The organism is Cupriavidus sp. KK10, assembly GCF_018223725.1.
In the GTDB taxonomy this organism is placed as follows: Bacteria; Pseudomonadota; Gammaproteobacteria; order Burkholderiales; family Burkholderiaceae; genus Cupriavidus; species Cupriavidus necator.
On record NZ_CP073677.1, the window covers coordinates 5,837,993 to 5,862,763 of the forward strand.

The window sequence follows — 24,771 nt, forward strand, 5'->3', positions numbered from 1 at the left end:
CCCCACCGCCGCCTCTCTCTATATAAGAAGCAAACCCAACCATGCATCTGCTGCCCATCAAGCCCTGCCGGCCGGAGGCCCTGTGAGCGACCTGCCCCGCATTCACTGGACTGAGGACGGCGTCGAGCGCAGCGCCGCCTGGCGCTCTGAAGCCGGCCTGCCGCCGCCGCGCCGCGTGGTCATCGCCGACGACACCACCAGCGCCGACACCGCCTACCGCCTGGCCTGCGAAGGCACCGCGCTGCTGTGGCGAGGCGACTTCCAGAACGCGCGCCAGCTGCTGCACGCGCTGGCCCGCCGCACCGAGCGCAAGCCCAAGAAGGCCAGCCGCCCCGGCCAGAAAGCCAAGGACAAGGCCAAGGGCGGGGCCGCTTCGCCGACCGAGGCCTTCAACCTGCACCGGCTGGCCCAGTCGCAGCGCGCCCGCACGCTGGGCATGCTGCTGCTGCCGTTCGAGGCCAGCCACGAGGTGCCGCTGCGCCGCGCGCCGGATGTGCGCGACGCCTGCGAACAGGTCTATGGACCGGCCAGCGAGCCCTACGTGGCGTCGATGCGCGAGCTGCTGGGCATGATCGGCGCCTATGAATGGCGCAAGAAGGGCGTGGAGATCCCGGCGCTGGAAGACCGCATCCACCCCTGGTACGGCGTGTTCTCGCCGGTGCGCGGCGAGTATGTCGACCTGATCGCGGCCGAGCCGCTGCCGGCCAAGACCCTCGCCTTCGATATTGGCACCGGCACCGGCGTGCTGGCCGCAGTGCTGGCCCGCCGCGGCGTGCAGCGCGTGGTCGCCACCGACCAGGACCCGCGCGCGCTGGCTTGCGCGCGAGAGAACATCGCCCAGCTTGGCTACGCTGGCGAGGTCAAGATCGTCCAGGCCGACCTGTTCCCCGAAGGCCGGGCGCCGCTGGTGGTGTGCAACCCGCCCTGGGTGCCGGCCCGGCCCAGCTCGCCGGTCGAGCGCGCGGTCTACGACCCGGACAGCGCCATGCTGCGCGGCTTCCTGCAGGGGCTGGCCGAACACCTGGCGCCGGGCGGCGAAGGCTGGCTGCTGCTGTCGGACCTGGCCGAGCATCTCGGTTTGCGCCCGCGCGAGGAACTGATGGGCTGGATCGACGCCGCCGGGCTGAAGGTGCTGGGCCGCTCCGATATCCGCCCGCGCCACCCGCGCGCGACCGATGCCGCCGACCCGCTGCATGCGGCGCGTTCCGCCGAAGTGACCACGCTCTGGCGCCTGGGCGCGCGCTGACCAGCACGGCCGCGGCGGGGCGCAGGCGTGCCCCGCCGGCCGAGTTCGGCTATCCTTCCCGTCACATATAAGAACGGAGGAGACGATGCTGACACTGCCCCTGCGCCCCCTGCTGCTGGCCGGCGCCCTGCTCTTCACCAGCGCCGCCGCGCGCGCCGACATCCGCGTCGGCATCGATGTGTCCACCACCGGGCCGGCGGCCTCGATCGGCATCCCTTCCAAGAACACCGTGCTGATGTGGCCGCAGACGCTGGGCGGCCAGAAGGCGCACTACGTGATCCTGGACGACGGCACCGATCCGGCCGCGGCGGTGCGCAACGTGCGCAAGCTGATCTCTGAAGAAAAGGTCGACGTGATCGTCGGCCCCAACATCACCCCCACCGCCATCGCCGCGCTCGACGCCGTGGCCGAGGGCGAGACCCCGATGGTGGCACTGGCCGCCTCGGCCTCCATTGTCGAGCCGCAGACCGACGCCAAGCGCCGCTGGGCCTTCAAGATGCCGCAGAACGACTCGCACATGGCGACCGTGCTGACCGAGTACATGAGCAACCACGGCGTCAGGACCGTCGGCTTTATCGGCTTTGCCGACGCTTACGGCGAAAGCTGGTGGCGCGAATTCTCGAAGCTGGCCGAGGTGCGCAAGATCAAGGTGGTCGCCAACGAGCGCTTCTCGCGCAACGACACCTCGGTGACCGGGCAAGTGCTCAAGCTGCTGGCGGCCAACCCGGACGCGATCCTGATTGCCGGCGCCGGCACGCCGTCCGTACTGCCGCAGAAAACGCTGGGCGAGCGCGGCTACAAGGGCAAGGTCTACCAGACCCACGGCATCGCCACCTGGGACTTCCTACGCATGGGCGGCAAGGATGTGGAAGGCACGCTCTTCCCGACCGGGCCGGTGGTGGTCGCGCGCCAGCTGCCCGAGAGCCACCCAGTGCGCAAGGTGGCGCTGGACTTCGTCAACCGCTACGAAAGCAAGTACGGCGCCGACAGCGTCACGCAGTTTGCCGGCGACGCCTGGGGCGCGTGGATGCTGCTGGACGACGCCGCCCGCCGCGCGCTGAAGACCGGCGCCCAGCCCGGCACGCGCGAATTCCGCGCCGCCATGCGCGACGCGCTGGAAGCCACCGCCAATCTCACCATCCCCAACGGCGTGATGAACCTGAACCCGAAGGACCACCAGGGCTTCGACCAGCGTTCGCGCGTGATGGGGGTGATCCGCAACGGCAAGTTCGCCTATGCGGGCGATAAGTAGCCCGCCGTATCAAGAAAGGAAGCATGGCATGAGCACCACTCTCACCCCCACCACCGTCGCCTTCATCGGCCTGGGCGCCATGGGCTCGCACATGGTCCGCCACCTGCTGGCCGCCGGCCACACCGTGCGCGCCTTCGTGCGCCGCCCGGAAGCGGCCGAGGCCGCGCGCGCGCTGGGGGCGGAACCCTTCTTCACCCCGGCCGAAGCGGCGCGCGGCGCCAGCGTCGTCTTCACCAACGTGACCTCGTCCGAAGACGTGCGCGAAGTGCTGCTGGGCGAGCAGGGCGTGGTCCACGGCGCGGCGCCGGGCACCATCTGCGTGGACCACAGCACCATCTCGCCGATCGTCACGCGCGAGATCGCCGCGGCGCTGGCCGCGCGCGGCATCGAAGCGCTGGACTGCCCGGTCTCGGGCGGCACCATGGGCGCCGAGGCGGGCACGCTGACCATCATGGTCGGCGGCAAACCCGAGATGCTGGAGCGCGTGCGCCCGCTGCTGCAACGGCTGGGCAAGACCATCACCCATATCGGCGACCACGGCGCGGGCCAGGTTGCCAAGCTGTGCAACCAGATCGCGCAGGTGGTCAATATCGAAGGCATTGCCGAGGCCATGCGTTTTGCCGCCGCGCAGAACGTCGACACCGGCCGCGTGTTCGAGGCCATGGCGACCGGCATGGCCGGCAGCCGCATGCTCGACCTGATGGGCCCCAAGATGGTGGCGCGCAACTTCGCCGCCGGCATCGAGGCGCGGCTGCACGACAAGGACTTCGGGCTGGCGCGCGATATCGCCGAAGAAATCGGCCTGGACCTGCCCGCGATGCAGGCCACCTCGGCGCAGCTGCGCACATTGATGGCCAACGGCTGGGGCAAGGACGATACCTCGTCGCTGCTGCGCGTGCTGGAGGGCTGACGCCCTTGCGCCCGGTGCGCGCTCAGCGCTCCATCAGCCGCAGCACCGCGCGCGTCAGGGCACCGTCCGGGCTGGCAAAGCTGTCCAGCACATTGAAGTGATGGCAGTCCGGCAGCACCAGGTCGCTCGCGGCCGGATGCGCCACCTTGGCCGGCCACGCCGCGCGGATCAGCGCGTGCTGGCGATGGTATTCGGCGGCCTCGAGTTCCCCCACCGCGATCGCCAGCGGGGCACCGCTGGCCGGCGGCATATACGCGGGTGACAGCCGCGCGACATCGTCTTCCGAGAACCGCAGGTCGCGCTGCAGGAAGGCCGCACGCCGCAGCGGCTCCATGTCGTATAGCCCGCTGACCGACAGCCCGCCCTTGACCAGGTCGGCCGGCAGGTCCGCACCCAGCTGCGGCCAGCGTGCGGCCATCAGCATCGCCACCAGGTGGCCGCCGACGGAATGCCCCGCCAGGAAGAGCTTGTCCGGATCATGGCCCAGCCGGTCCGCCTGCCGGTACAGCCAGGCGACGCTGCGCAACACCTGCCGCACGATCTCCGGCACCGTCACCGCAGGCACCAGCGTGTAGTTCACCACCGCCACCGCCACCCCCAGCGCCGGCAGCGCGCTGGCGGCAAAGCTGTGGTCGTGCTTGTCCAGCGCCCGGTAGTAGCCGCCGTGCACGAAGACCAGCAGCGGCGGCAGCGCCCCGTTGGCCCGCTGCGCGGGGAAGTAGTCCAGCGTCTCGCCCTGCGCATGGCGCGAGTCATCGCCGGCATAGCTCAGGTCCGCCAGATAGGGGCTGCGTGCGCGCACCCCGGCGGACCACTGCGCCCAGCGCGCCATATGCACTGCGTTGTCCGGCACATTGGCGCGGTTGTTGTATTCCCGGTCATAAAAGCCGGGGTCCTGCGAAGGCAGGCTGGCGAGGCGCGCCAGCGAAGCTTGGTTGGTCATGGCGGTCGGGGGTGATCGGGACGATGGGCGTGTGAGAGGCTGGGCGCCATGCTACCGGATTTGCGCGGCCGCTGATGTGCCCGGCGCCGGTTGTCCGACGCCAGGATTTCCGGCATAATTCCCGGCTCAGCACGGCACCGGTTCCGGCGCCATACACCCTGCCCGGGTGGTGAAACAGGTAGACGCAGGGGACTCAAAATCCCCCGCCGCAAGGCGTGTCGGTTCGAGTCCGACCCCGGGCACCATCTCCCAAAAGCCTTACTGCATAAGGCTTTCAAGCGAATCCACCCTCCGAACCGCTTTGGCACGAACTGCGGGCTTCAGTCGTTTTCCCACAATTTTCCCACAAGAACTGCGCATGCTTTTATGTCTGCCGGAGCGACTTGTGGGAAAACCGAACGGCGTATGGCAAGGAATCCGACGTCAGAAGTCCGCCCGACTAACGGCACCAAACCTGCACCGAAGCTGCGGGTGTCCAAGTCCCAGCCATCAGGCTGGTGGAGAATTAAGCACCCCGCCTCAACGGGAGAAAGTCCCGCACCAACCGTCGCCAGAGCCGTAGCCCTCCGCCCGCCAAGGCCATGAACAAGGAGCCCGCGAGAGCGAGCCCCCTTGCCTCAATCAAGTAACGCGTTACGGCCGACGACGGGGCTCACTGAACGCCAGCTTCCGCAGGTGCCTGACGATAGTGCTGTAACTCCCCCGCCCAAGCTCCAACCGGACGTTGACCGGCCCAAGCCGACGGCCCCGCCTTTTGAGAGCAACGCACGCCCGCACGACATCCGCGGCACTAATGCCTCTCCTCTTCATGTCGATGACCTCATCAATGCGCCCGACCACGGTGGTCGAACTCATTACGTGTAGTCACCAGAAATTGATGTAACCGAAATCCCGTGCGTTCTCGCGGGCATTGCGCCATCCTGTTGTCACCACAACGACAAGGAGCACCCATGCAAGCAACGGCCTTGGATACCGCACCCACTGTTCGCACAATGCTGCATCTATCACCAGCGGTCTGCGCCGCCGCCATGGTCTCAGCGCAAGCGGCAGGACTGGGGCTGACTGAATGGCTTGACCACATCGTGGCAGCGGCGGTACAGGACACCGAGCTGCAGGACGCGCCGCCCTTGGCGCTGCCCACCGCAGAACTCTTTTGCCGCGTGGCAAATAATTCGCCCGAGCTACTGCACGGTCGCTGGGCGCTGCTCTATGAACGAGTCTGCCTCGAGCGAGACCTGTGGCACGTCCCAAAGCAAACGGTCGGACAGATTGAAGATGGCGAGCCTCAGTTCGAGCCGTACATCAGCGCGTCTCGGCTGCGAAAAGCCTGGCCACGACTGGTCGCGGCCACATTCTGCTGCTGAGTTTCCGCCCGAAGAATAGCCAGAGGATTGAGACCAACCATGCAGACCTTCGTTCTCATTTTCGGCCCCGCGGCTGCAGGAAAAGCTACTATCGGGCAAGCACTATGAAACCAAGCAAACGCAACGTTGAGGAATCGCGTCGTGTGCTGCTCTCGCTGGAGTGGCACTATGCATTCAATTCGATGGCGACTTCCCCTACCCAGAGGACTGGTTGTTGCTGGATACAGAAACGCTGAGTCCAAAGGCGTGTGCTCGGGCGATTGCAGACAGATTTTCTTTGACGGCACTGTAGCCCAAGCATAGAGCTTTGGCAGTGGCACACCACATCCACGCCGCAATTTCTCGGCGCACCGTCAACAATAGGAGGCCTACGTGGTGACGATTCCCGAAGATTTTCCCCGTGACCTTCACCCCGCTGGTCTCGCAGGCGTACAGGCGAAGCTTGCTGCGCGAAAAGTCGGCGACCAATACGTTGTAGGACTGACAGATGAAGAGCTGGCGCAGCGCTATGACGTGTGCCAAGACCTCGTCTCGCAGCTGACCGCGTACTGCAAGCGGAAGCAGGCGGAACAACCGGCCTGGTCGGCGGCACAGGTTTTCGAACGCGCCAAAACGGGCCTTCTCCGCAAACAGGGTGCGTGGGGCGTGTCGGCACCCGAGGTCGCCTGGATAATGCGCCATGTGGCCACGCAGCTGGGGTGGCAAACCACCCTCTGAAGAGAGTCCTGTTCAGAAATCGTCATGCCTTTCAAGCCCTTGCACGTTCGGCAGAGCCGCATAAAGTCTGCGCTGAGCGGGGGCGACTATGAGCGATACAAGTACCGGCGTGGTCGCTGCCGGAATCACCACGCTGACCCGCGACGCGGAATCTGCCGCTCCAGCACTGAATTCGTGGGTGGAAGTAACCAAGCCGGCTATTCGTCGTACTCATCTTTGGCGCACTGGAAAATCGCCCTCGCTCGCGAACAGCATACGCGCCGCCTCTTGGGTCATTGGCGAATAAGACTCATCCTACTCACCCACAGAGCGTCTACTCCTTACTCTGCACCTTCAATTATTATCTTCCTATAGTAGCCCGTTCCGTCGCACTTATAGCAATTTTCATTTTCCCCGCCACAAGTGCAAGAGGCAATTTCATATCGCGTGTATGAGCCGTCGCGATTCCTCTTGCGTTCAAGAACCTTTCCCTCGCTGGCTGCCGCCTGCCCCAAGCTGAGACCCGGTGACAGATTGCGAAAGGCTGAACGACCACGCCGCCTCTTCTTCGCCTTCCTTATTATCCACATAATCTACCCCTCATTTGAAGGCAGCCCAAATATTGCTAGACTATGGCGCAGTACTCCTCGATTCCGTCTCCACCGAACAAGACCCAATTATGCTGTCGGCTGGGTCAGCGGGTGGCCGGGCGGCGCGAAGATGTCAATTTCGCACGCACGGACACGCCGGCTTGTCTGACGGTGCACCGCCAATCCGGTGGCCGGCTTGTAGATATCCAGGCCCCGGCCCAGCTTGAAGAGCACACCATGGTCAGCCACCAGGTACCGGTCATGCAAGCCCGTCTCACGCAGCACGGTCAGCACAACACCGAAATTCTGGAACAGGTCTTTGGCCGTGTCATCGATGACCCGCGCTTGATGGTCCGCCAACTCTGCCGGCGCAAATCCGGTAATGATTTCGATTTCCTTCGGGCGCGCCACCTCGGCGACGTGCGATAGGAACTCATTGAGGTTCCGAATCTGATGATATGCGGCCAGATGGGGGTCAATTAGCGCCAAGCGCACCGCCCCCTTCAGGAAGGGGGCATCGAATACCTTATCGTAGGACCAGCCGGTTGCGCCGTCTTGCAGATGGATGCGATTGACGACAACGGTGGCGCCACGCTGCACGTCTGCGACCCAGTTCCGGACCGAGACGTCCTCCGTGGCGTGCCTAGCCGGCTGGATAACGGGCTCGGCGGCGAGCGCGGCATCCTGTGTCGTAGACGCGATTGGCGATACGCCAAGCGTCATCGCGTCCTCCCCCGGCGCCGTCGCCAACTGCATCAGTTCGTCGGCTCGCCGGAGCACGTCGGCATTGTCGGCTTCAATCGCCGTGACCAGGGATTGAACCGCCTCCTTCTGGCCGGCTACGAGCGCGGTCGCTGCCGCGCGGATATTGTCGGATGCCTGCTCTAGCAGCACCTGCACTTCATTCAACGCGTCGCGCGGGGCCCCTTTCGCCTCCTTCACCAAGAATTTCCCAAATTCTTTGCCCCGCTTATTGAGATGGCTCGTCAAGGCCTCGGTCAGAAGCGCCTGGACGTCACGATAGAACGCCCGAATCTCATCGGACTGATTGCTGGTCGTGCCCACCCCCCAAATGGTCGCCACTGTCGCGCGCCGCTCCGAAATGCGCTCCGACACCTCCTCGGAAATGAAGTCTTCCAACAGCGTCGTCACGCGCAGCTCTTCGGCAGCAATGAGGTCCTGCGCGCCTTGGAGTGAGCGTTCCAGCGATTCCTTGAGTTTTGCCGTGACATCGAACGGCAGCGTTGAACCCAGCTCCAACGCGTCAGAAATCTGGCCGCCCTCCTGCGACAGGCTGGTCAGATAGACCTCAAAACCCGCTGTGAACTCGGCGAACAGTTCCGTATATTCCCCCAGCATCCGTTGCACCTTGGGAAAGATGCGGTTAGCGACCCGGGTCTGGAAGTCGTACATGTAGCCCCAGTATCCCGACCGGCGTGTTCGCCAATGGCGCCCAAGGTCTTCCGCCTCAAAAGCCGCCAGCTGCCGCTCGGCATAGAGAGCGATGTTCTCGACCAGAATCTCGTGCTGCTCACGTTTGGCCTGCAAGCGGTCAGCCAGCAGCGCTACTTGCTGATTGACCGCAGTCTCAAACCGTGAGCTAGCCTGCCCAAATTCCTCGCGAAAGGTATGGAGCTTCTGCTCCGCGACCTCCTTATCCTTGATGTCCCGAATGGCAATGAGCTTCGTCTGAAGGACAGACTGAAGGTCCAGGAGACTCGTTCGCGCACCGATGGAGATGTTTTGCGCGGTGAGCGCGAGCCTGGATTCCGTGGACAGCAATCGCAGCAGCTGCGCTTTCAAGCGCTCGACGCCGCCGGGGTCGGAATTATCAATGGCGTATCGGACTGGCTTCTGGGCCTTCCAATCCCGATGGAGCACTGCCGACGTGAAGGCAATCGCGACGTCGCCGAGTTGCTCCCGGTAGCGCTGCATCGCCGGCGAGTCATCCCGACTTAGGTCATTGAGTGTCGCCTGGATTTCGGCGGCAATTCGGCCTCGCTCGAGCTCGATACGCATCCCCATCGGCTGCGGGTCTTCGTCGTTGTCCTCGGCGAGGCGAACGTGTTGCTCATAGGTTTGGTCAACCTGCGTAATGACCACAATCAGTTGCTTGACCGTCCCCTTGCGCAACAAGGACAGCAGAAAATCTTTCTCGGACTGCGAATATGCCATGCCGGACTTTGTCAGAAACAAGACCGCGTCGACGTCCCTGACCGCGCTTTCCGTCAGGCTCACGCGAAAGCGTTCCGTGTCATCCAGGCCCGGGGTATCGATGAGGAGCACCCCCTGCTCAAGAATCGGCGCCGGCGAGGTAATCTCAATAGCCTTGACCAGGCAGTGGTGCGGCTTCGTACCGGACGTGAATTCCTTGAGCTTTCGACGGAATTCTGTCTCGGCCTTCCTACCCCCATCGGGTACCAAGCCGATTTCGAGGGTATAACCACCCGGCTTGATGAACTCGCGCTCGAGCGCGGCTAAGTCAAAGCTTTCTTCCGGTTCGCCCTCGCGGGTCTGTCTCGGCTTGCTGAAGCTGTTCCAGACCTTGACCCGATGGTCCTCGATATCCTTTGCGTTTTCGCTGTACAGCGCCTGCAACTTAACCCACTCTTCCTGCGCCAGAAAGCGGATGGTGGCCTTGACCTGCGTGCCGTGACGGAACGTGGTGATTGCCGCCGTCTCGCGATTGGTATCTTCATTGGCCAGTCGCGCGCCAAGCAACTCATTGACAAAGGACGATTTCCCGGTCTTGAAGCGGCCGACCACCGCTACCTTGTAGTCCTCGGGCAACTGTTGGGAAGCCAAGAGCTCGCCAATCGCATCCGCTGTGCGCTTGCACTCCTTGCCTATCTGCGCAATGGGGAGGCCCGAGCGCTTGAGCAGCGATTCACGGACCTGAACAAGGTGCTGCGTGAGGGTACGAATGTCATCCCGAACTTGCTTTGGTGTTTTCATCGTATTTCCCTTCTGGATGCAAGAAAGCGGCCGAATGGACAGGCCCGGATGCGCTGCCGTTGTTCCCCCGACAACATTCCGGACTCAACGTGCGTTGACCTTGGGCCTTGAGCGCCCCCGCGCTCATCGTTCTGCGTACGGCGCGACGTGAGCACATACAGGTACGCAAACAGGTACGCAAACGCCCACCGATACTGCCATATCTCCCAATTCGCGTGGCCCGCGCACCACCCATTTATGTGCGAAACCTAACCCCCGAAAAAGCGCTCCTAAATTTAGACTGCTCCATGTCGATAGGCCGCATTGCCGGCTCTGCGGCCTCATTCTTAAACTCGAAGCCTTGGGCTCGACAGGAAGGTGCGGAAGCCAACGGACCTAAGCTCGCTGGAGTGCTATTAAGGGATGCCAGGATTCCAGCGTTATCGACACCTCTCGAGTTGCGTGTATGTTCGGCGCCGGTCAGCCGTTCTCGTGGAAGCTTCTACTTGCGGTGGCCCTACAGGAGCTGTTAAGCACGGCACCTTCGCAACCTCGCATACGTACTGAGGTAAGCCATGGACACAAGACCGCTTGCAACTGGCACCGTCGTGAAGGTGCTTTTCGCGCGTACGCCGCAAACCGAATTCCTCGTTGGCGAGACTGCCGTAATCGTCGGCTATCGTGAACGCAGCGGGCAGTACGCTGTCGCGTTTGACGGCAAGGCGTATGGGCCATTCAGGCGCGAGGACTTCGAAGTGCTGTAGCAGGCCATCAGCGCCCAAAAAGCGCGGGACTCACGGCGTGACCTAGTTACCTCGTTACCCGCCTCATCCCTGAGAACGCGGAGACTGCGGCGTTGACTCCCCGTACTGGGGAAGGCGCGTACAAGTGCTCCTGCAGCCAGCCCCAGCACCTCAGATGTCCTATCCGGACATCGTGCCTCCAGTCGTAAAGCGGCGGGGGATAGGAAGCTCCCGCACTGGGGACTGGTGCGCATATAGAAGCCAGACGCAAGGCCAGTGGGTGCCTTTAAACATGTGCGATGAGTGGGCGCCCCCCCTGCCCACTATGGCGTCATCAAAGCCCTGCCGTACGGTAAACAGAATACACCCCGATTTGTTGAATTGATTTCCCGGGAACAGCAAACTAGAGTAGCAATACAATTTTAATTCCACTGTGAACAATAATGAAACAAGAACAACGACTCGTTGCTGAGCTTTATCACTTGCTCAGCCCATTTATTGACAGCGATAAGGATATTTTTGTCAGCCTGGACGGTCAGGCAGCCCTAACCGGGGTGCAAAAAGGGCACTTCATTGATGGAACCCTCCCGGACCTCTGGTTTACGCTGGTTGGCAACAAAGCTCCAACTCTGGCTGAAGTAAAAATCATTGATGACAATGGAAGGTTGCTGCTGATGCGGAGCCAATTAGTGAGTTGGCGCACGCGCGGCTCAGGAGCCCATCGCCCCCACTTTTGGGTGGCATCGAATCGAGCGTTCAACCGGTTCTATATTTGGAGCCATGAGGTATTTTTACCGAAGCTTGACGCATCATCTGCCACGGCCAACACATTAACTGTTTTGCCGCCTGCACACAGAATCGATGTAGGCCAGATGAACGAAGTGGCGTTATGGCTCCTGCGCATGGCCGGCCCGTCGGGCGATGAGATTGTTAGTCCTGTGAAGGCAGCCTAGCTTTGGAATTATGAAATGGCGACGCCATGGCACTACCTGCCGCCGGTGAGGGGCCGACCAGGCACGTCCAATTTGTCCTCCAGCTCTAGCGCACTAGGCTTCTTCTTGGAACCAGGCATGGGGAAATGACCTTGGTTCCTCGTATGGCGACAGGAGTACAGTTGCAAAACAGGGCCAGGTGCTGCCAGTCCCTCCACATCCTAAGGAGCCTCCTGCAGCAGCTTGCGCGCCGAGTTCTTCAACCCAAACGTGGCTTGGCGGTTGTTTGTATGGTTGGGGCCGTCCTTTGTGGGGGTATAGCTCAGCTTGCCACAGTTTTCTAGCAATAGCAGCGCATGAAACAGGATGTCGTCGGATTCCGTGGCTTTTACAAACTTTTCGGCGCCCACCTCTGCATACCTTGTCAGCCCGTCCTTCTCAGGCGTGAATACAAAGCGGGATTTTCCGTCCTGTGCGACAACCGACCGCTCAACAGCGGTCACTAGATGCTGCCCAATTACAAACTTCTCCACAACATGGCGTGTGAAATCTTCGGTTGACCGCGCCTTATACACATTCAGCGCCGCCAGCATTTCCCCCGGCGTCAGGATAGATGTCACGTCACCTGATTCTTAGAGACGAAGACCGGGGGCGGTAAAATCAGGGGTAAATGAAAGCCTACTCAGCAGAAAGAAAGGAAGCGCTGGTTCGTCGCATGATGCCGCCAGAAAACGCGCTGGTTTCAGCGTTGGCCAGGGAAACGGGGATTACCGAGCAGACGTTGTACACGTGGCGCCGACAGGCGAAAGGAAAGGGGCTGGTCGTGCCGGGCGATGGGAAGAATCCCGAAGGATGGTCTTCGGAAGACAAGTTTGCGGTGGTGCTGGAAACCGCCCCGTTCAATGCCGCGGAGCTGGCCGAGTACTGCCGGCGAAAGGGTCTTTATCCCGAACAGATCGCCGCCTGGCGGGCCGCATGTCTGACAGCCAATGCGAACGCTGCGGAGCAGGCGCGCGAGCAGCGGCATCAGTCGAAAGACGACAGGAAACGCATCCAGCAGCTCGAGAAGGAATTACAGCGCAAGGAGAAAGCGCTGGCGGAAGCGGCTGCGCTGCTGATTCTGAGAAAAAAAGCCCAGGCGATTTGGGGAAACAAAGAGGACGATTGATCAACGTCCCGGATCGCCTGTTATGTGTATCGTTGATTCGCGAGGCGGCGCAGTCCGGCTGTCGGTTGGAGAAGGCTTGCAAAGAGCTGGGCGTGAGCCTGCGCACGTTCCAGCGCTGGGTGGCTGACGGCGACGCAGTGCCGGCCGATCGCCGCACGACGACCGTGCGGCCGGCGCCGGGCAACAAACTGAGCGACACCGAACGGCAACAGATTCTTGAGGTTGCCAACAGTGAGGAGTTTGCCAGCCTGCCGCCCAGCCAGATCGTGCCGGGTCTGGCGGACCGCGGCGTGTACCTCGCGTCGGAGTCGAGCTTTTACCGTGTGCTGCGCAGCGTTTCGCAGCAGCACCACCGGGGTCGTGCGCGCCAACCCTCGGCTCGGGTGGTGACCAGTCATTGTGCGACGGCGCCGAACCAGGTCTGGTCGTGGGACATCACGTGGCTGCCGTCGGCGGTCAAGGGACGGTATTACTACTGGTACATGATGCTGGACGTGTTCAGCCGCAAGATTGTCGGTCACGAAGTGCATGAGGCGGAATCGGCGGAACTGGCCGCGCTGCTGATGCGGCGTGCCAGTCTGGCCGAGAGCCTGGCGGGACGTCCGCTGGTGCTGCACTCGGATAACGGCAGCCCGATGAAAGGCGCGACGATGCTCGCCACCCTGGAAAACCTGGGGGTGGTGGCGTCGTTCAGCCGGCCGCGCGTGAGCAACGACAACCCGTACGCCGAGTCGCTGTTCCGCACTTGCAAGTACCGGCCTGACTACCCACGCAGGCCCTTTGGCAGTGTCGATGAGGCCCGTGCCTGGACGAAGAAGTTCGTGCGTTGGTACAACCACGAGCACAAGCACAGCGGCCTGAAATTCGTCACGCCGGCGCAGCGTCATAACGGTGTAGCCGCTGCTGTGCTCGCGCAGCGCAAGGGCGTGTACGCAGAGGCCAAGGCGCGCAATCCGCAGCGTTGGTCTCGATCGACGCGCAATTGGGAGCTGGAGAACGAAGTCTGGCTCAATCCGGAGCGGATGCAGCCGCAAGAACTAAAGCAGTCCGCATGAAGTGACGCGTCAACTATCTTGACAACCGCCGTCCCCGAGAGTGCAAGTCAACAATCGCCTCCGCGAACGGCAAAACCGATACTCTACGTGGGCAAAAAATGAGGACGGTCTGACCATCGTCAACCAAACGCCAAGCGGTAGCCAAACAGAGTTCGCGCTGGTCATTAGGAAACGGCTTCGTTCTCTTACCGTTCGGAGGCCGCTTTGCAGTTAGAAATTTCCTAATCCACGGCTTCTCGTCCCCAACGCTGACAGTCAGCTGGGCGTGGTCACCTATCCATTCGACTTCGCCGTACCGTAGACGAGTTGGGCGCCACTTATCCTTAATTAATCCGCCAGGCTTGTCTGAAGTTAGCCAATCGACGAAGTCTTCGAGTTGGTCTCCTTCGGGCAGAATCGCGGAAAGGCAAACAATCCGCCGCGTAGCCGCATCGCCGCGCTTAAGAAGTCGTTGAATCTGTGCCTCGTACCGCACCTCGCGTTCGTTAAGCCCAATCATGTGGCCTTCATCAAGAACAATAAGTCCGACATCGTCGAGTAGGGCTGGCTCGTTCCTGAGCGCGAAGTCGAGCTTCTCCGGTGTCGCTACCACGATATCTCGCGAGCGCAGCGCGTCGACATCGGCACTGCTTGCACCGATGCTCCCATATAGACTAGAAACCGTCTTCCCGAGCGGGTGGAAGGTCCGCTGCAGACCGGCTTCAGTCTGCGCTGAAAGTGCACGCAACGGCGTTACGAAGACGACCCGCATTCCCGTGGCAAGACAGGCTAGGATGCAGAGCTCAGCAATTCTGGTTTTCCCCGCACTTGTCGGCAAGGACAAGACAAGGTTTGCCTCGAACTCTAATACTCGGCTCGCAGCCCTTAGCTGGGAAGGCCATAGCTCAATTTCGGACTTTTGGCGTCGATACAGGGAACTTATGAAGAGCCTTCTGAGTTCTGGCCACGCATCGGCCGTCCCCTCAGGTGGCCCCAACTCGGGCAAGCGATGATGAAAGCTCATGTCCCAGAGGTCCCGCAACAAATGGATGGTCAGTCGGTGACACCACCATTGGGCGACCAAATTTAGTTCTGCTGCACTCCCCAGTCCTACCGTCAACTTGCGAACGGCCTCCTCAATCAGAGGAGAATCCCCTCGCTCTAACGCGAGAAGCGCCGTGGCCAATGCGGACAGGAAATCCTCATTCAGCACAAGATTGAATGCCTCGATGAGCCTGCTTTCTCTATCCTCTGCCTCTAGGTCATCATCCTGGGAGCTTTTTAGAACGCCAATAAGAGCCTCATCCGAGCCAGAGCCGGCGCGCTTCCATGCGGCAATGTCTTCTGAGAGCCCATCAAGGTCACGCAGCATCAATTTGGCCAAGCTGCGTTCAGGAAGACTCAAGTTTGGCTCGGTCACGCTCGCACGAAGTAGCGAGTACGCTCTAGCGGAGAAATGTCCTAGGTGATAAGAAGCGGCGGCAACGACACGATGAAAGTCACGCTCTGGATTGTCTGCCGACCTCACAATCGCAGCCTCGATTGATTCTGCTGCGTGCTCAAATGCGGCTCGGGCAACGGCTGGGTCACCCTGTAACTCGACCAGTCTCAGTCCTTGTGATAGGAGCGCGTAGGCGTATGAGAATAGGTCATGACTGAGATACTCGGAGTACTCCGGAGCATCTTCCGGCAACGCCCCGTCGCGCCAAATCATCGACCTTGATTGTCCCCGAGCCAAGAGGTCGTTCCGAAAGCCCTCGGCGATTGCCTCCGCGATATTATTCTGGAGGTCCTGTATGTTAGAGGCCATTGCTGTCTACAGTGTCGAAGACTGACTTGATAAATTCTTGATGCTTCGCTACTTGAAGGCCGACGTATATTTGGTGAATGCCCTCGCCGCACTTCAATAAATTCCTACGCAGAAGATTTGTTGGGTTATTGCCAGAGAACGTGAACATCAGATGGGTGAGCTGAGCCTTCGATATCCGCTTTTTCAGTTGCGCATTATCAAGCATGTCAGCCAGCTCCTTGTCCCCTTGCTCGAAGAAGCGGTCAGCTAGGAATGACATTGCATGGGCCGATGGCATACCGTGGTTGGCCGAGAGCGCCTTCCTTGCGGCCTCCACCACTGCGCCAGAGAGCGTGGCGCGGCTCTTTACCTCACCCTTGACCACAAGCAATTTCTTTGTCTTCTTGTCAATGCTGAAGGCTAGTAAATCCTCTCCACGCATGGACATATTGCGGTGGTCTTTCCAGCGCAATCGCTTTACGCTATAGATGAAAGGAGTGTGCTCATGGAGATACGCAACACCAAGTATCTCCCCTAGGTCTCCTGACCTGATGGACTTGGCGGTAGGAAGCTTCTCCTCAAGATACTTTGCCACCCCTTCACGCCCATGCTTTCTTAGCAAGTCGGCCACTCGGTTCGGCGCGGCATAGTAGGAGGGGATGGCGTCAGCAAGAAGTTCGATGGCATCGGTGGTCTTCTTGGGGTCGCCGACGAAGATGTTCATTTCGTAACCATTGACTTCTTCGCTAGTGGCGTCACTCCATTTCGCCAATTGAGTCACGTTCCTTCTCCTTCTCGGTCCCACTGCCGCGTGTGGCTTGGATTCAAGCGGCCAATTTACACGTTGCGTTTCGTTTCGGCTGTGGTCAGCTAGACCCACGCCTCCCCCAATGCCTCGGCCTGCCGCAGCACCAGTTCCACAGCCCCATTCTGCTGGTCAGGTGGGTACTTGTATTTCCGTAAGACGCGCTTCACCATCAGCCGCAACTTGGCCCGGACGCTTTCGCGTGCCGACCAGTCGACAGTGATGTTCTGCCGCAAATTTTCGGTCAATTCGTGCGCAATCTTCTTCAGAGTCTCGTCAGTCAGCTCCCGAACTGCAGACTCGTTGTTGGCCAGTGCGTCGTAGAAGCGCACCTCGTCCTCGGTCAGCCCAAGTTCGTCGCCCCGGCTCGCAGCAGCTCGGAATTTCTTGGCCATGTCGATGAGCTCTTCGATGACCTGGGCCGTTTCAATGGCTCGGTTCTGGTACCGCTTCACCACATTAGCGAGCATCTCGGAGAATTTCTTCTCTTGAACCACGTTGCCTGCAAAGCGGCTCTTGACTTCGCCTTCGAGCAACCGCTCCAGCAGCTCCACCGCTAAGTTACGTTCCGGCAGATTACGAACTTCAGCGAGGAAAGCATCGTCGAGAATGCCAATATTTGGCTTATCGAGGCCGACAGCCTCGAACACATCCACCACCTCTTCGGAAACGACGGCCGAGCCGATGATTTGCCGGATGGCCAGTTCGCGCTCCTCATCGGTACGCTTCTTCTCGCTGAGCTCCCGTTTGGTCAGGATGACTTTAACGGCCTGCATAAACGCTACTTCCTCCCGGACGGCCTTAGCCTCGTCCAGGGTACAGCAGAGGGTGAAAGCCTTACTCATGGCAAGCGCCGTGTCGGCAAAGCGCTTTTTGCCGTCTTCCAGGCCCAGCACGTGGTTCGCGGCCCCCGCCAGGCGCTTGTGACCCGCCGTCAGAAAATCGCTGTAGTCATAACCATGGAGCATGCCGCGCAGGATATCCAGCTTCTCCTCGAGAATGGCATAAGCCTCGGCGGCATCGACAGTGGGCCGACCGCGCCCGTGGCTGGCCGTGTATTCCTTTAGCGCGCTCTTGAGCTCATTGGCGATGCCAATGTAGTCAACCACCAGGCCGCCTTGCTTGTCCTTGAAGACACGATTGACACGCGCAATGGCCTGCATCAGGTTGTGGCCCTTCATGGGCTTGTCCACATACAGGGTATGGACACAAGGGGCATCAAAACCCGTCAACCACATATCCCGCACGAGGACGATGCGCAATGGGTCGGCCGGGTCTTTGAAGCGCTTCTCCAGTCGTTTCTTGACCTGACCGCTGTATATATGGGGCCGTAGCAACGCCTTGTCGCTGGCCGAGCCCGTCATCACGATTTTGATTGCACCCTTCTCTGGGTCTGGGTCGTGCCACTCGGGGCGCAGCTTGATGATTTCGTTGTAGAGGTGAACGCAAATCTCGCGACTCATGGCGACCACCATGGCCTTGCCGCTCTGAGCCTTGTTGCGCTCCTCAAAGTGAGCCACGAGGTCTGCAGCTACGGCCGCCACGCGAGGTTCCGCGCCTACGACCTTCTCGAGCGCTGCCCAGCGGCTCTTCAGCTTCGCTTGCTGGCTCTCTTCCTCATCCTCAGCCAGTTCGTCCACTTCCGCGTCTATCTGAGGCAGTTCCTCAGCTTTGAGCGATAGCTTGGCGAGGCGGGACTCGAAGTAGATGGCCACTATGGCGCCATCTTCCTTGGCCTGCTGCATGTCGTAGACGTGGATATAATCGCCGAACACGGCGCGCGTGTCCCGGTCCTCGCTCGACACGGGCGTGCCGGTGAAGGCGACAAAAGTGGCATTGGGCAGTGCATCACGCAGATGCTGCGCATAGCCGACCTGATACTTCTCCTGCCCGGGCTTCCCCTTTAGCTGGGCTTCGAAGCCGTACTGGGTCCGGTGGGCTTCGTCGGCGATGACCACAATGTTGTGCCGGTCCGACAGCATGGGGAAGGTATCTTCATCTTCCCCTGGCATGAATTTTTGGATGGTTGCAAATACAATGCCACCGGAAGGCCGATTGGCCAATTTAGCGCGCAAGTCCTGTCGTGTCGACACCTGCACCGGCTGCTCGCGCAATAAATCTTGCGCCAGAGAGAACACGCCGAAAAGTTGCCCATCTAGGTCATTGCGGTCGGTGATGACCACAATGGTTGGATTCTCCATGGCCGTTTCCTGCATCACCCGGGCGGCGAAGCAAGTCATGGTGATGCTCTTGCCGCTCCCCTGTGTGTGCCAGACCACTCCGCCTTTATGGCTTCCACCCGGCCGGGAGGCTGACACCACTTGCTGAATAGCGGCACGAACCGCATGGAACTGGTGATAGCCGGCAATTTTTTTGACCAGGGTGCCATCGTCCTCGAACAGGACAAAAAAACGCAGGTAGTCCAGCAGATAGGCTGGCGCCAGCACGCCTCGTACCAGGGTTTCCAACTCGTTGAACTGGCCGAGAGGGTCAAGGGTGACGCCATCGATGGTGCGCCACTGCATGAAGCGCTCGGCATTGGCCGACAGCGAGCCCATGCGTGCCTGCGAGCCATCGGCAATGACGAGGATTTCGTTGTACTGGAAGACGTCCGGAATCTGTTCCTTGTACGTCTGAATCTGGTCGTAGGCCTTCCAGATGTCCGCGTTCTCGTCGGCAGGGTTCTTGAGTTCCAGCAGCACCAACGGCAGGCCGTTGACGAACAGAACCACGTCCGGCCGACGCGTGTGATGAGGACCTTTGAGGGAGTACTGGTTGATAGCTAGCCATTCATTTCCGGCCGGGTCGGCCCAGTCGATGAGGCGGACGAAGTCGCCCCGCGTTTCGCCGTCCTTCTGGTACTCCACGGGAACCCCGCCCACCAGCATTTGATGAAAACGCCGGTTGGCCGAGAGCTGGACCGGAATGCCCAGGTCCTGAACCTGGCGCACAGCATCTTCCCGTGCAGCCAGGGGAATAGAAGGATTGAGGCGAGCGATGGCGCCGCGCAGGCATTCGACCAACAGAACTTGACAGTAGTCGGCCCGCTCGGCATTCGCTCCATCGGGAGCAAGGTCGGGGCCGAAGATATGTCTGTAGCCGACTTCGGTGAGCCAGCCGAGCGCTTCTTGTTCTAGTTGGTCTTCGGTCATGGTGGCTTCAGGCTGCGAGGGCTTCTGCTTCTGTCTCGGGGAGGCTGAGTTGACCGGAAATCAGGCGGGGGAGCAAGGTGTCGCGCAACGCTGCTAACGTGTGAGCCTGCTTTTGATTCTCACGAACTCGCATATGTAGCGTCATCGCGATAGCCTCATACGCATCAACACATTCTCGAGTTGGAATCAGATGCGGGAGAGAATGTATATGGTTGCGATTCAAGGTAGGAACCGCAGAGCCTGCATTAAACGATGCGAAATCCAGAAGCTGCAGGGTCTCATACGCGTAGCAGGGCGGTGCACCTCGGAACTCCTTTACCCAAAGCGTCGTATTGAGCGGCCAATAATCCTCCAACTCCAGGAACACTCTGCCAAGCACTCCGGACCGCCCCGTAACGACCCCGGGAGCTTTGGCCATCGACATGTGGTGTGTCCCAGAGGGACCACTTGCTGCAATGATTGGGTAGCTGCCCGGCACCCGCGCGGATGCTGGAAGGTCAAATCCCCGCTGAAGAACAAGCAAGTCGTCTAGCGTGCCTACGCGCCACCCTCTCGGTACCAACCCCAACCCCGATTCCTCCAACTCAGCCGGAAACAGAGCGGCGGTGGCTTCGTCCATGCCTTCTGGAGCGCGGCCTTCCTGCTTAGCGCGGACGGGGTCGAAATCGACAAACCAGGACCTAAATACGGCTTTAGCGATTGCTTCTAGGGTGGCGTTAGTTTCGCGCAGGAGCGTGATGCGGTCGTCGAGAACGCAAAGCGTCTCCGCTATCTGTGCCTGCTCGCTAAGCGGAGGAAGCGGAACAACGAACGACTCGATATGTCCCTTCGTAATAGCCCTTCTTGACCCTCCAGCGTTGAACGTCTCTATGTAGGCTTTGATTAAGGGATGAGTTAGATAGCTGAGGATGTAGCCGGGATTTGCCTGTGCTTTATCCAAACGAATGATGGAAACATGTTGATTTACGCATGCAGGCAAGACAGCCTCTGGGACCAGACAGGCACGAGCAAAGGTAACTCCATCACCAGTAATATTTAGCAGCAGGTCATCTTTCTCGAGCCTGACGGAGGTGTCAGGAATTCTGTGTGCTGAGGTCGGTTAATTAAATCTCAGCGTAGGGCGTTGGTGAAGCGGTCACCGAAGAGAATGGCGAACTGGTTGGCCGCTTGTTTCCAGGTGATGGGCGGCATCTTCCAATCTTTCTCGATGTTGCGCAAGGCCAGGTACAGCAGCTTGCTGGCGGCTTCGTCGCTGGGGAAGTGGCCCCGGTTCTTGACGATCTTGCGCAACTGCATGTGCATGCTCTCGATGGCATTAGTGGTGTAGATGATTCTGCGCACTTCCGGCGGATAGGCGAAGAACGGGATGACCTGCTCCCATTGCCGCCGCCACATGTCGGCCACCGTCGGGAATTTGCGGCCCCAGTCGCTGCCGGCAAAGGCATCCAGCGCAGTGGCAGCGGCATCGGCCGTGGCAGCCTGGTAAATCGGCTTGAGTGCGGCCGCCAGGCCCTTGCGATCCTTCCAGCTCGCCAGGTTGAGCGAGTTGCGGATCAGGTGGACGATGCAGGTCTGGATTTGCGCGGCCGGGTAGACGGCCTCGATGGCCTGGGGGAAGCCGCGCAGGCCATCGACCACGGCGATCAGGATGTCCTCCAGGCCGCGGTTCTTCAGTTCGTTGAAGACCTTGAGCCAGAACTTGGCGCCTTCGGTCTGCTCGATCCACAGGCCGAGGACTTCCTTGCGCCCATCGGCGCGGATGCCCAGCGCGAGGTACACCGCCTTGTTCCTGACGGTGCCTTCGTCGCGGATCTTCAGGCGCAGCGCGTCGAAGTAGACAATGGGGTACATCGCCTCCAGCGGGCGCTGCTGCCATTGTTCGACCTCGGCCAGCACTTCGTCGGTGATGGTGGAAATCAGGTCGGGCGAGACCTGCAGCCCATACAGTTCCTGCAAATGGCCCTGAATCTCACGCACGCTCATCCCGCGTGCATACATGCTGATTACGTGGTCGTCGAAGCCGGACAGCCGGCGTTGGTACTTGGCGACCAGTTGCGGCTCGAAGGTGGCTTGCCGGTCGCGCGGAATGTCCAGTTCCAGCTCGCCGTTGGGCGTGATGACGGTCTTTGCACTGCTGCCGTTGCGGTGATTGCCGCTCTTGCCTTGCTTGGCCTCGCTGGCCAGATGGTGCGTCAGTTCGGCGGCAAGCATACGCTCGGCCAACTGCTTCTTGAGCAGGCCGGCCAAGCCTGATTCACCGAGAATCGACTCGGCGTCCTTGTTCTGTACCTGAGCCAGTAGTTGATCGATCAACTCATCCGGAAACAGCTTCGGCGCGCTCGATTTCTTGCTCTTCTTGGTCATGCTTTTTGTTTCGGTCATAAGGGCGTTTCTTTCGATATCGTCTCATGACCTCAACACACAAGAAATCTGACAGGCTCAGCCTGACATTTCGCAGCCCCGTCGCTTGCTCATCCGAAATGAATGCCAGTCCGGCATCAGAGAACTCTCGGTCGAAGACGTTCTGGCTACGGACCAATGCATAATTTGTGCGCTGCTCTTGATACGCGGCTTGTCCCCCGGTCGGCGTTGCACCCGAGCCAATCTTTGTCGATATGTCTTTCAAGCGAACGAGCCGCCATGAGCTCGGACAGCCGATTGGAGAAACCAAAAACTCAGAACTCATATCCTAGCGCCCCAATCTTCTGCCGAATCAACTGGTCTAGCTCCACGCCCTTCGCCATCTGCTCACCCAGCTTCTCCGTGAGCTTCTGCATTTTCTCAGCGAAGGCCTCATCGTCATCCTCGACCTCCTCTGCACCAACATAGCGTCCTGGGGTCAGCACATGACCATGTTCAGCAATCTCTGCCAGCTTCACGCTGCGGCAATAGCCGGGAATGTCCTCGTATTCACCAATGCCTTCGCCTGCCCCACCTCGCCAGGCGGCGACGGTGTCAGCAACCCTGCTGATGGTCTCTTCGGTCAGCTCCGCCTGAACTCGGCTAATCATGGTGCCCAGCTTACGGGCATCAATGAACAGCACTTCGCCAGGGCGGGCGGTCTTCTGCTTGGCCAGGAACCAGAGGCAGGCCGGAATCTGGGTATTGAAGAAGAGTTGTCCTGGCAGGGCCACCATCACTTCCACCACATCGGCGTCCACCATGGCCCGGCGAATATCGCCTTCGCTGTTCTGGCTCGAACTCATGGAACCGTTGGCCAGCACGATGCCGGCTCGGCCGTTTGGCTTCAGGTGATACAGCATGTGCTGCAGCCAGGCGTAGTTTGCATTGCCTTGCGGCGGCGTGCCATAGACCCAGCGGGGGTCGCCCTCCAAGCTGCCGTGCCACCAGTCGCTGACGTTGAAAGGCGGGTTGGCCAAGATGAAGTCGGCGCGCAGGTCTGGGTGCTGGTTGCGGACAAAGGTGTCCGCCGGCTCGCGCCCGAGGTTGTAGTCGATACCCCGGATGGCTAGGTTCATCGCGGCCAGCCGCCAGGTGGTCGGGTTGGACTCCTGTCCGTAGATGGACACGTCACCCAGCTTGCCGCCATGGGCCTCGATAAACCTCTCCGACTGGACGAACATCCCACCGGAGCCGCAGCACGGGTCGTAGACTTTTCCGTGGTGGGGTGCGAGCACGGCGACCAAGGTATTGACGATGGATGCCGGCGTATAGAACTGACCACCCTTCTTGCCCTCCGCGCTGGCGAACTGGCCGAGGAAGTACTCGTAAACCTGGCCCAGCACGTCACGTGCCTGGCTGGCGTCCGTGCCAAAGCCAATGGTGGAAACCAGGTCGACCAGTTCCCCCAGCTTGCCGTCGTGCAACTGTGCACGGGCGTAGCGCTTGTCCAGGATACCCTTGAGCTTGGGGTTCTCCCCCTCGATTTCAGCCAGCGCCTCGTCGATGCGCTTGCCAATGTCCGTCTGCTTGGCGGCGCTGCGCAGGTTCTCCCAGCGGGCAGACTCGGGCACCCAGAAAACGTTGACTTCCTTGTAGTAATCGCGGTCCTCCAGCTCTTCGGCGAGCATCTCGTCGTCGCACTCATGTAGGAAGTACTCGTCGGCCTCGTCTGCGAAGCGGCGGGTCAGTTCGGCCCGGCGGGCGGCAAATGTATCGGAAATGTATTTGAGGAAGATGAGACCAAGAACAAGATGCTTGTATTCGGCAGCATCCATGTTGGCTCGCAGCTTATCGGCGGCAGCCCAAAGAGTTTTCCTGAGGTCCTGATTCATTGGTGAGTACTTACTTGCTTATCCCACGTTTCGATTTGGCACGCAGATACGAGAATGTTGCCGAGAAGGCGCCAGTTTAGCCCGATGTATCGCCTTTGCCGCAGGGAGCGTGGCGTCTCGCGTTGCAGATACCCCTAAATAGGGGTTACAAGACGCAAGCCATGAAAGCCGTCAGTCTCGGGTAACACTCCCACCTGCCTTGACCCAATTTGACCCAGGAGCGGCCCGAGCGCGGGTGCGGTATGCGCCCCCCCCGCCGGTGACGAGCGCCAAATGGCTCGACTCCCCTCGAACGTGGGATATCCGGCGCATACGGACTTGCCGACATACAAGCCTAAATGGGGGGGACGAGCCCCAAAAGGCGCGAAGACAAGCAGCCGGCCACGCACCCCAGTATGCGACCTCCATCGGCACCACCGGCTCTATTGGCCAAGACTGGCTTCGTCATGAAAACGCCCGCGGTATGAAAAAAGGCTTCGAAATCATCCACGGTCGCGACGCTCCCTTCCCCCTGAACGACTTGGAACCCCTGCTATGCGTCAAAACCGCATGAGACACAAATAGCTTCGCTCGTGCTCCTGGCTTCTGCCGAGAGGGCGACACCAATACACTCTTGAGCGCGCGTATCGCGCGCTGACGGGCTCTCCCAGCCCTCAGCCATGGAAAACAGAGTTCGAAGCTCTTTCTTGCACCCGTGGCGTCTCCCGGAGAGGGCGACACCGATGGGCTTTTGTGCACGCGTTTCGCGTGCACTTGCGCGCTCTTAGCCCTCGCCTGTGGCAATTGGATTGCTTATTCCTGCCACACACCCTGAGCTTCTGTAAGGCTTCCAAACGTGCGCTCCCGTCGGCTATAGAGCTATCGAATCTCCGCTCTTAGCTAGTAGGGATGTCCAGCATCCCGAGGGCGGCGCCCCGTTCCCCCGGAGAGTCGGATTTTTGAAAGGCCCCCACCCTGTAAAACCAAGCGCTCTACATC

19 protein-coding genes and 1 tRNA gene are annotated in these 24,771 nt (G+C 60.5%); 9 read left to right on the top strand and 11 right to left on the bottom strand.

Translation table 11 applies throughout. The annotated features are described in order from the left end of the window. Window positions 1-82: 82 nt before the first annotated feature. The 3 genes from KB879_RS27215 (at window position 83) to KB879_RS27225 (ending at window position 3,408) form a co-directional block, all read left to right on the top strand. On the top strand, window positions 83-1,246 hold the full coding sequence (locus KB879_RS27215; protein ID WP_211980197.1) for a class I SAM-dependent methyltransferase: 1,164 nt from the start codon (window positions 83-85) through the stop codon (window positions 1,244-1,246). Window positions 1,247-1,331: 85 nt separating this feature from the next. Next, window positions 1,332-2,498, top strand: a complete 1,167-nt coding sequence (locus tag KB879_RS27220) for an ABC transporter substrate-binding protein (protein ID WP_211980198.1) — start codon at window positions 1,332-1,334, stop codon at window positions 2,496-2,498. After that, complete coding sequence (locus KB879_RS27225) at window positions 2,482-3,408, top strand: NAD(P)-dependent oxidoreductase (protein ID WP_371827377.1); 927 nt, start codon at window positions 2,482-2,484, stop codon at window positions 3,406-3,408. The genes KB879_RS27220 and KB879_RS27225 overlap by 17 nt, the downstream gene beginning before the upstream one ends. A gap of 22 nt (window positions 3,409-3,430) precedes the next feature. Here the strand turns inward: KB879_RS27225 and KB879_RS27230 are convergent, their stop codons facing one another. Next, the gene (locus tag KB879_RS27230; protein WP_211980200.1) at window positions 3,431-4,351 is read right to left on the bottom strand and encodes an alpha/beta hydrolase; all 921 of its coding nucleotides are present in this window, start codon (window positions 4,349-4,351) and stop codon (window positions 3,431-3,433) included. Window positions 4,352-4,511: 160 nt separating this feature from the next. On the opposite strand from KB879_RS27230, the gene KB879_RS27235 reads away from it, so the two are divergent. Continuing rightward, window positions 4,512-4,596: transfer RNA gene (locus tag KB879_RS27235), tRNA-Leu, on the top strand. Window positions 4,597-4,984: 388 nt separating this feature from the next. Here KB879_RS27235 and KB879_RS40465 read toward each other — a convergent pair. Then, window positions 4,985-5,206 (bottom strand): DNA-binding protein, encoded by a 222-nt coding sequence (locus KB879_RS40465; protein ID WP_211980201.1) that lies wholly within the window; start codon window positions 5,204-5,206, stop codon window positions 4,985-4,987. 95 nt (window positions 5,207-5,301) lie between these two features. On the opposite strand from KB879_RS40465, the gene KB879_RS27245 reads away from it, so the two are divergent. Continuing rightward, window positions 5,302-5,715, top strand: a complete 414-nt coding sequence (locus KB879_RS27245; RefSeq protein ID WP_211980202.1) for a hypothetical protein — start codon at window positions 5,302-5,304, stop codon at window positions 5,713-5,715. 372 nt (window positions 5,716-6,087) lie between these two features. Beyond that, window positions 6,088-6,432 (top strand): hypothetical protein, encoded by a 345-nt coding sequence (locus KB879_RS27250; RefSeq protein WP_211980203.1) that lies wholly within the window; start codon window positions 6,088-6,090, stop codon window positions 6,430-6,432. A 656-nt stretch (window positions 6,433-7,088) separates the two neighbouring features. Here the strand turns inward: KB879_RS27250 and KB879_RS27255 are convergent. After that, a complete protein-coding gene (locus KB879_RS27255; protein WP_211980204.1) occupies window positions 7,089-9,956 on the bottom strand; it encodes a dynamin family protein in 2,868 nt (955 codons plus the stop codon). A gap of 554 nt (window positions 9,957-10,510) precedes the next feature. Here KB879_RS27255 and KB879_RS27260 point away from each other — a divergent pair. Beyond that, a complete protein-coding gene (locus KB879_RS27260) occupies window positions 10,511-10,699 on the top strand; it encodes a hypothetical protein (RefSeq protein ID WP_211980205.1) in 189 nt (62 codons plus the stop codon). A gap of 422 nt (window positions 10,700-11,121) precedes the next feature. Continuing rightward, on the top strand, window positions 11,122-11,631 hold the full coding sequence (locus KB879_RS27265) for a hypothetical protein (RefSeq protein ID WP_211980206.1): 510 nt from the start codon (window positions 11,122-11,124) through the stop codon (window positions 11,629-11,631). 200 nt (window positions 11,632-11,831) lie between these two features. Here KB879_RS27265 and KB879_RS27270 read toward each other — a convergent pair whose 3' ends face one another. Then, window positions 11,832-12,230, bottom strand: coding sequence for a hypothetical protein (locus KB879_RS27270; protein WP_211980207.1), 399 nt, complete (start codon window positions 12,228-12,230; stop codon window positions 11,832-11,834). A 50-nt stretch (window positions 12,231-12,280) separates the two neighbouring features. On the opposite strand from KB879_RS27270, the gene KB879_RS27275 reads away from it, so the two are divergent. After that, a protein-coding gene (locus tag KB879_RS27275; protein ID WP_249221202.1) for an IS3 family transposase occupies window positions 12,281-13,833 on the top strand; the annotation gives its coding sequence in 2 pieces (ribosomal slippage) (window positions 12,281-12,743 and window positions 12,743-13,833; 1,554 coding nt in all). 13 nt (window positions 13,834-13,846) lie between these two features. Here the strand turns inward: KB879_RS27275 and KB879_RS27280 are convergent. From KB879_RS27280 to KB879_RS27310, 7 genes are all read right to left on the bottom strand, one after another. Next, window positions 13,847-15,217 carry a DEAD/DEAH box helicase gene (locus KB879_RS27280; RefSeq protein WP_249221203.1) on the bottom strand — a complete coding sequence of 457 codons (1,371 nt, stop codon included), beginning with the start codon at window positions 15,215-15,217 and terminating at the stop codon, window positions 13,847-13,849. A 394-nt stretch (window positions 15,218-15,611) separates the two neighbouring features. After that, window positions 15,612-16,382 (bottom strand): Hachiman antiphage defense system protein HamA, encoded by a 771-nt coding sequence (locus KB879_RS27285; RefSeq protein WP_211980209.1) that lies wholly within the window; start codon window positions 16,380-16,382, stop codon window positions 15,612-15,614. A gap of 89 nt (window positions 16,383-16,471) precedes the next feature. Further along, entirely contained in the window at window positions 16,472-19,558 is a 3,087-nt protein-coding gene (locus tag KB879_RS27290) for a type I restriction endonuclease subunit R (RefSeq protein ID WP_211980210.1), read from the bottom strand. Window positions 19,559-19,565: 7 nt separating this feature from the next. Further along, on the bottom strand, window positions 19,566-20,639 hold the full coding sequence (locus tag KB879_RS39535) for a restriction endonuclease subunit S (RefSeq protein ID WP_256449336.1): 1,074 nt from the start codon (window positions 20,637-20,639) through the stop codon (window positions 19,566-19,568). A 29-nt stretch (window positions 20,640-20,668) separates the two neighbouring features. Continuing rightward, the gene (locus tag KB879_RS27300; RefSeq protein WP_211980211.1) at window positions 20,669-21,922 is read right to left on the bottom strand and encodes an IS256 family transposase; all 1,254 of its coding nucleotides are present in this window, start codon (window positions 21,920-21,922) and stop codon (window positions 20,669-20,671) included. Beyond that, on the bottom strand, window positions 21,873-22,244 hold the full coding sequence (locus KB879_RS27305) for a hypothetical protein (protein WP_211980212.1): 372 nt from the start codon (window positions 22,242-22,244) through the stop codon (window positions 21,873-21,875). The genes KB879_RS27300 and KB879_RS27305 overlap by 50 nt, the downstream gene beginning before the upstream one ends. After that, window positions 22,234-23,793 (bottom strand): class I SAM-dependent DNA methyltransferase, encoded by a 1,560-nt coding sequence (locus tag KB879_RS27310; RefSeq protein ID WP_211980213.1) that lies wholly within the window; start codon window positions 23,791-23,793, stop codon window positions 22,234-22,236. The genes KB879_RS27305 and KB879_RS27310 overlap by 11 nt, the downstream gene beginning before the upstream one ends. Between the last annotated feature and the right edge of the window lie 978 nt (window positions 23,794-24,771).

Bases quoted from the DNA above. Each gene is read 5' to 3' on its own strand.
- KB879_RS27220 (WP_211980198.1), top strand. From the start codon at position 1,332: ATGCTGACACTGCCCCTGCGCCCCCTGCTGCTGGCCGGCGCCCTGCTC.
- KB879_RS27225 (WP_371827377.1), top strand. From the start codon at position 2,482: ATGCGGGCGATAAGTAGCCCGCCGTATCAAGAAAGGAAGCATGGCATG.
- KB879_RS27230 (WP_211980200.1), bottom strand. From the start codon at position 4,351: ATGACCAACCAAGCTTCGCTGGCGCGCCTCGCCAGCCTGCCTTCGCAG.
- KB879_RS40465 (WP_211980201.1), bottom strand. From the start codon at position 5,206: ATGAGTTCGACCACCGTGGTCGGGCGCATTGATGAGGTCATCGACATG.
- KB879_RS27245 (WP_211980202.1), top strand. From the start codon at position 5,302: ATGCAAGCAACGGCCTTGGATACCGCACCCACTGTTCGCACAATGCTG.
- KB879_RS27255 (WP_211980204.1), bottom strand. From the start codon at position 9,956: ATGAAAACACCAAAGCAAGTTCGGGATGACATTCGTACCCTCACGCAG.
- KB879_RS27260 (WP_211980205.1), top strand. From the start codon at position 10,511: ATGGACACAAGACCGCTTGCAACTGGCACCGTCGTGAAGGTGCTTTTC.
- KB879_RS27265 (WP_211980206.1), top strand. From the start codon at position 11,122: ATGAAACAAGAACAACGACTCGTTGCTGAGCTTTATCACTTGCTCAGC.
- KB879_RS27290 (WP_211980210.1), bottom strand. From the start codon at position 19,558: ATGACCGAAGACCAACTAGAACAAGAAGCGCTCGGCTGGCTCACCGAA.
- KB879_RS27300 (WP_211980211.1), bottom strand. From the start codon at position 21,922: ATGACCAAGAAGAGCAAGAAATCGAGCGCGCCGAAGCTGTTTCCGGAT.
- KB879_RS27305 (WP_211980212.1), bottom strand. From the start codon at position 22,244: ATGAGTTCTGAGTTTTTGGTTTCTCCAATCGGCTGTCCGAGCTCATGG.
- KB879_RS27310 (WP_211980213.1), bottom strand. From the start codon at position 23,793: ATGAATCAGGACCTCAGGAAAACTCTTTGGGCTGCCGCCGATAAGCTG.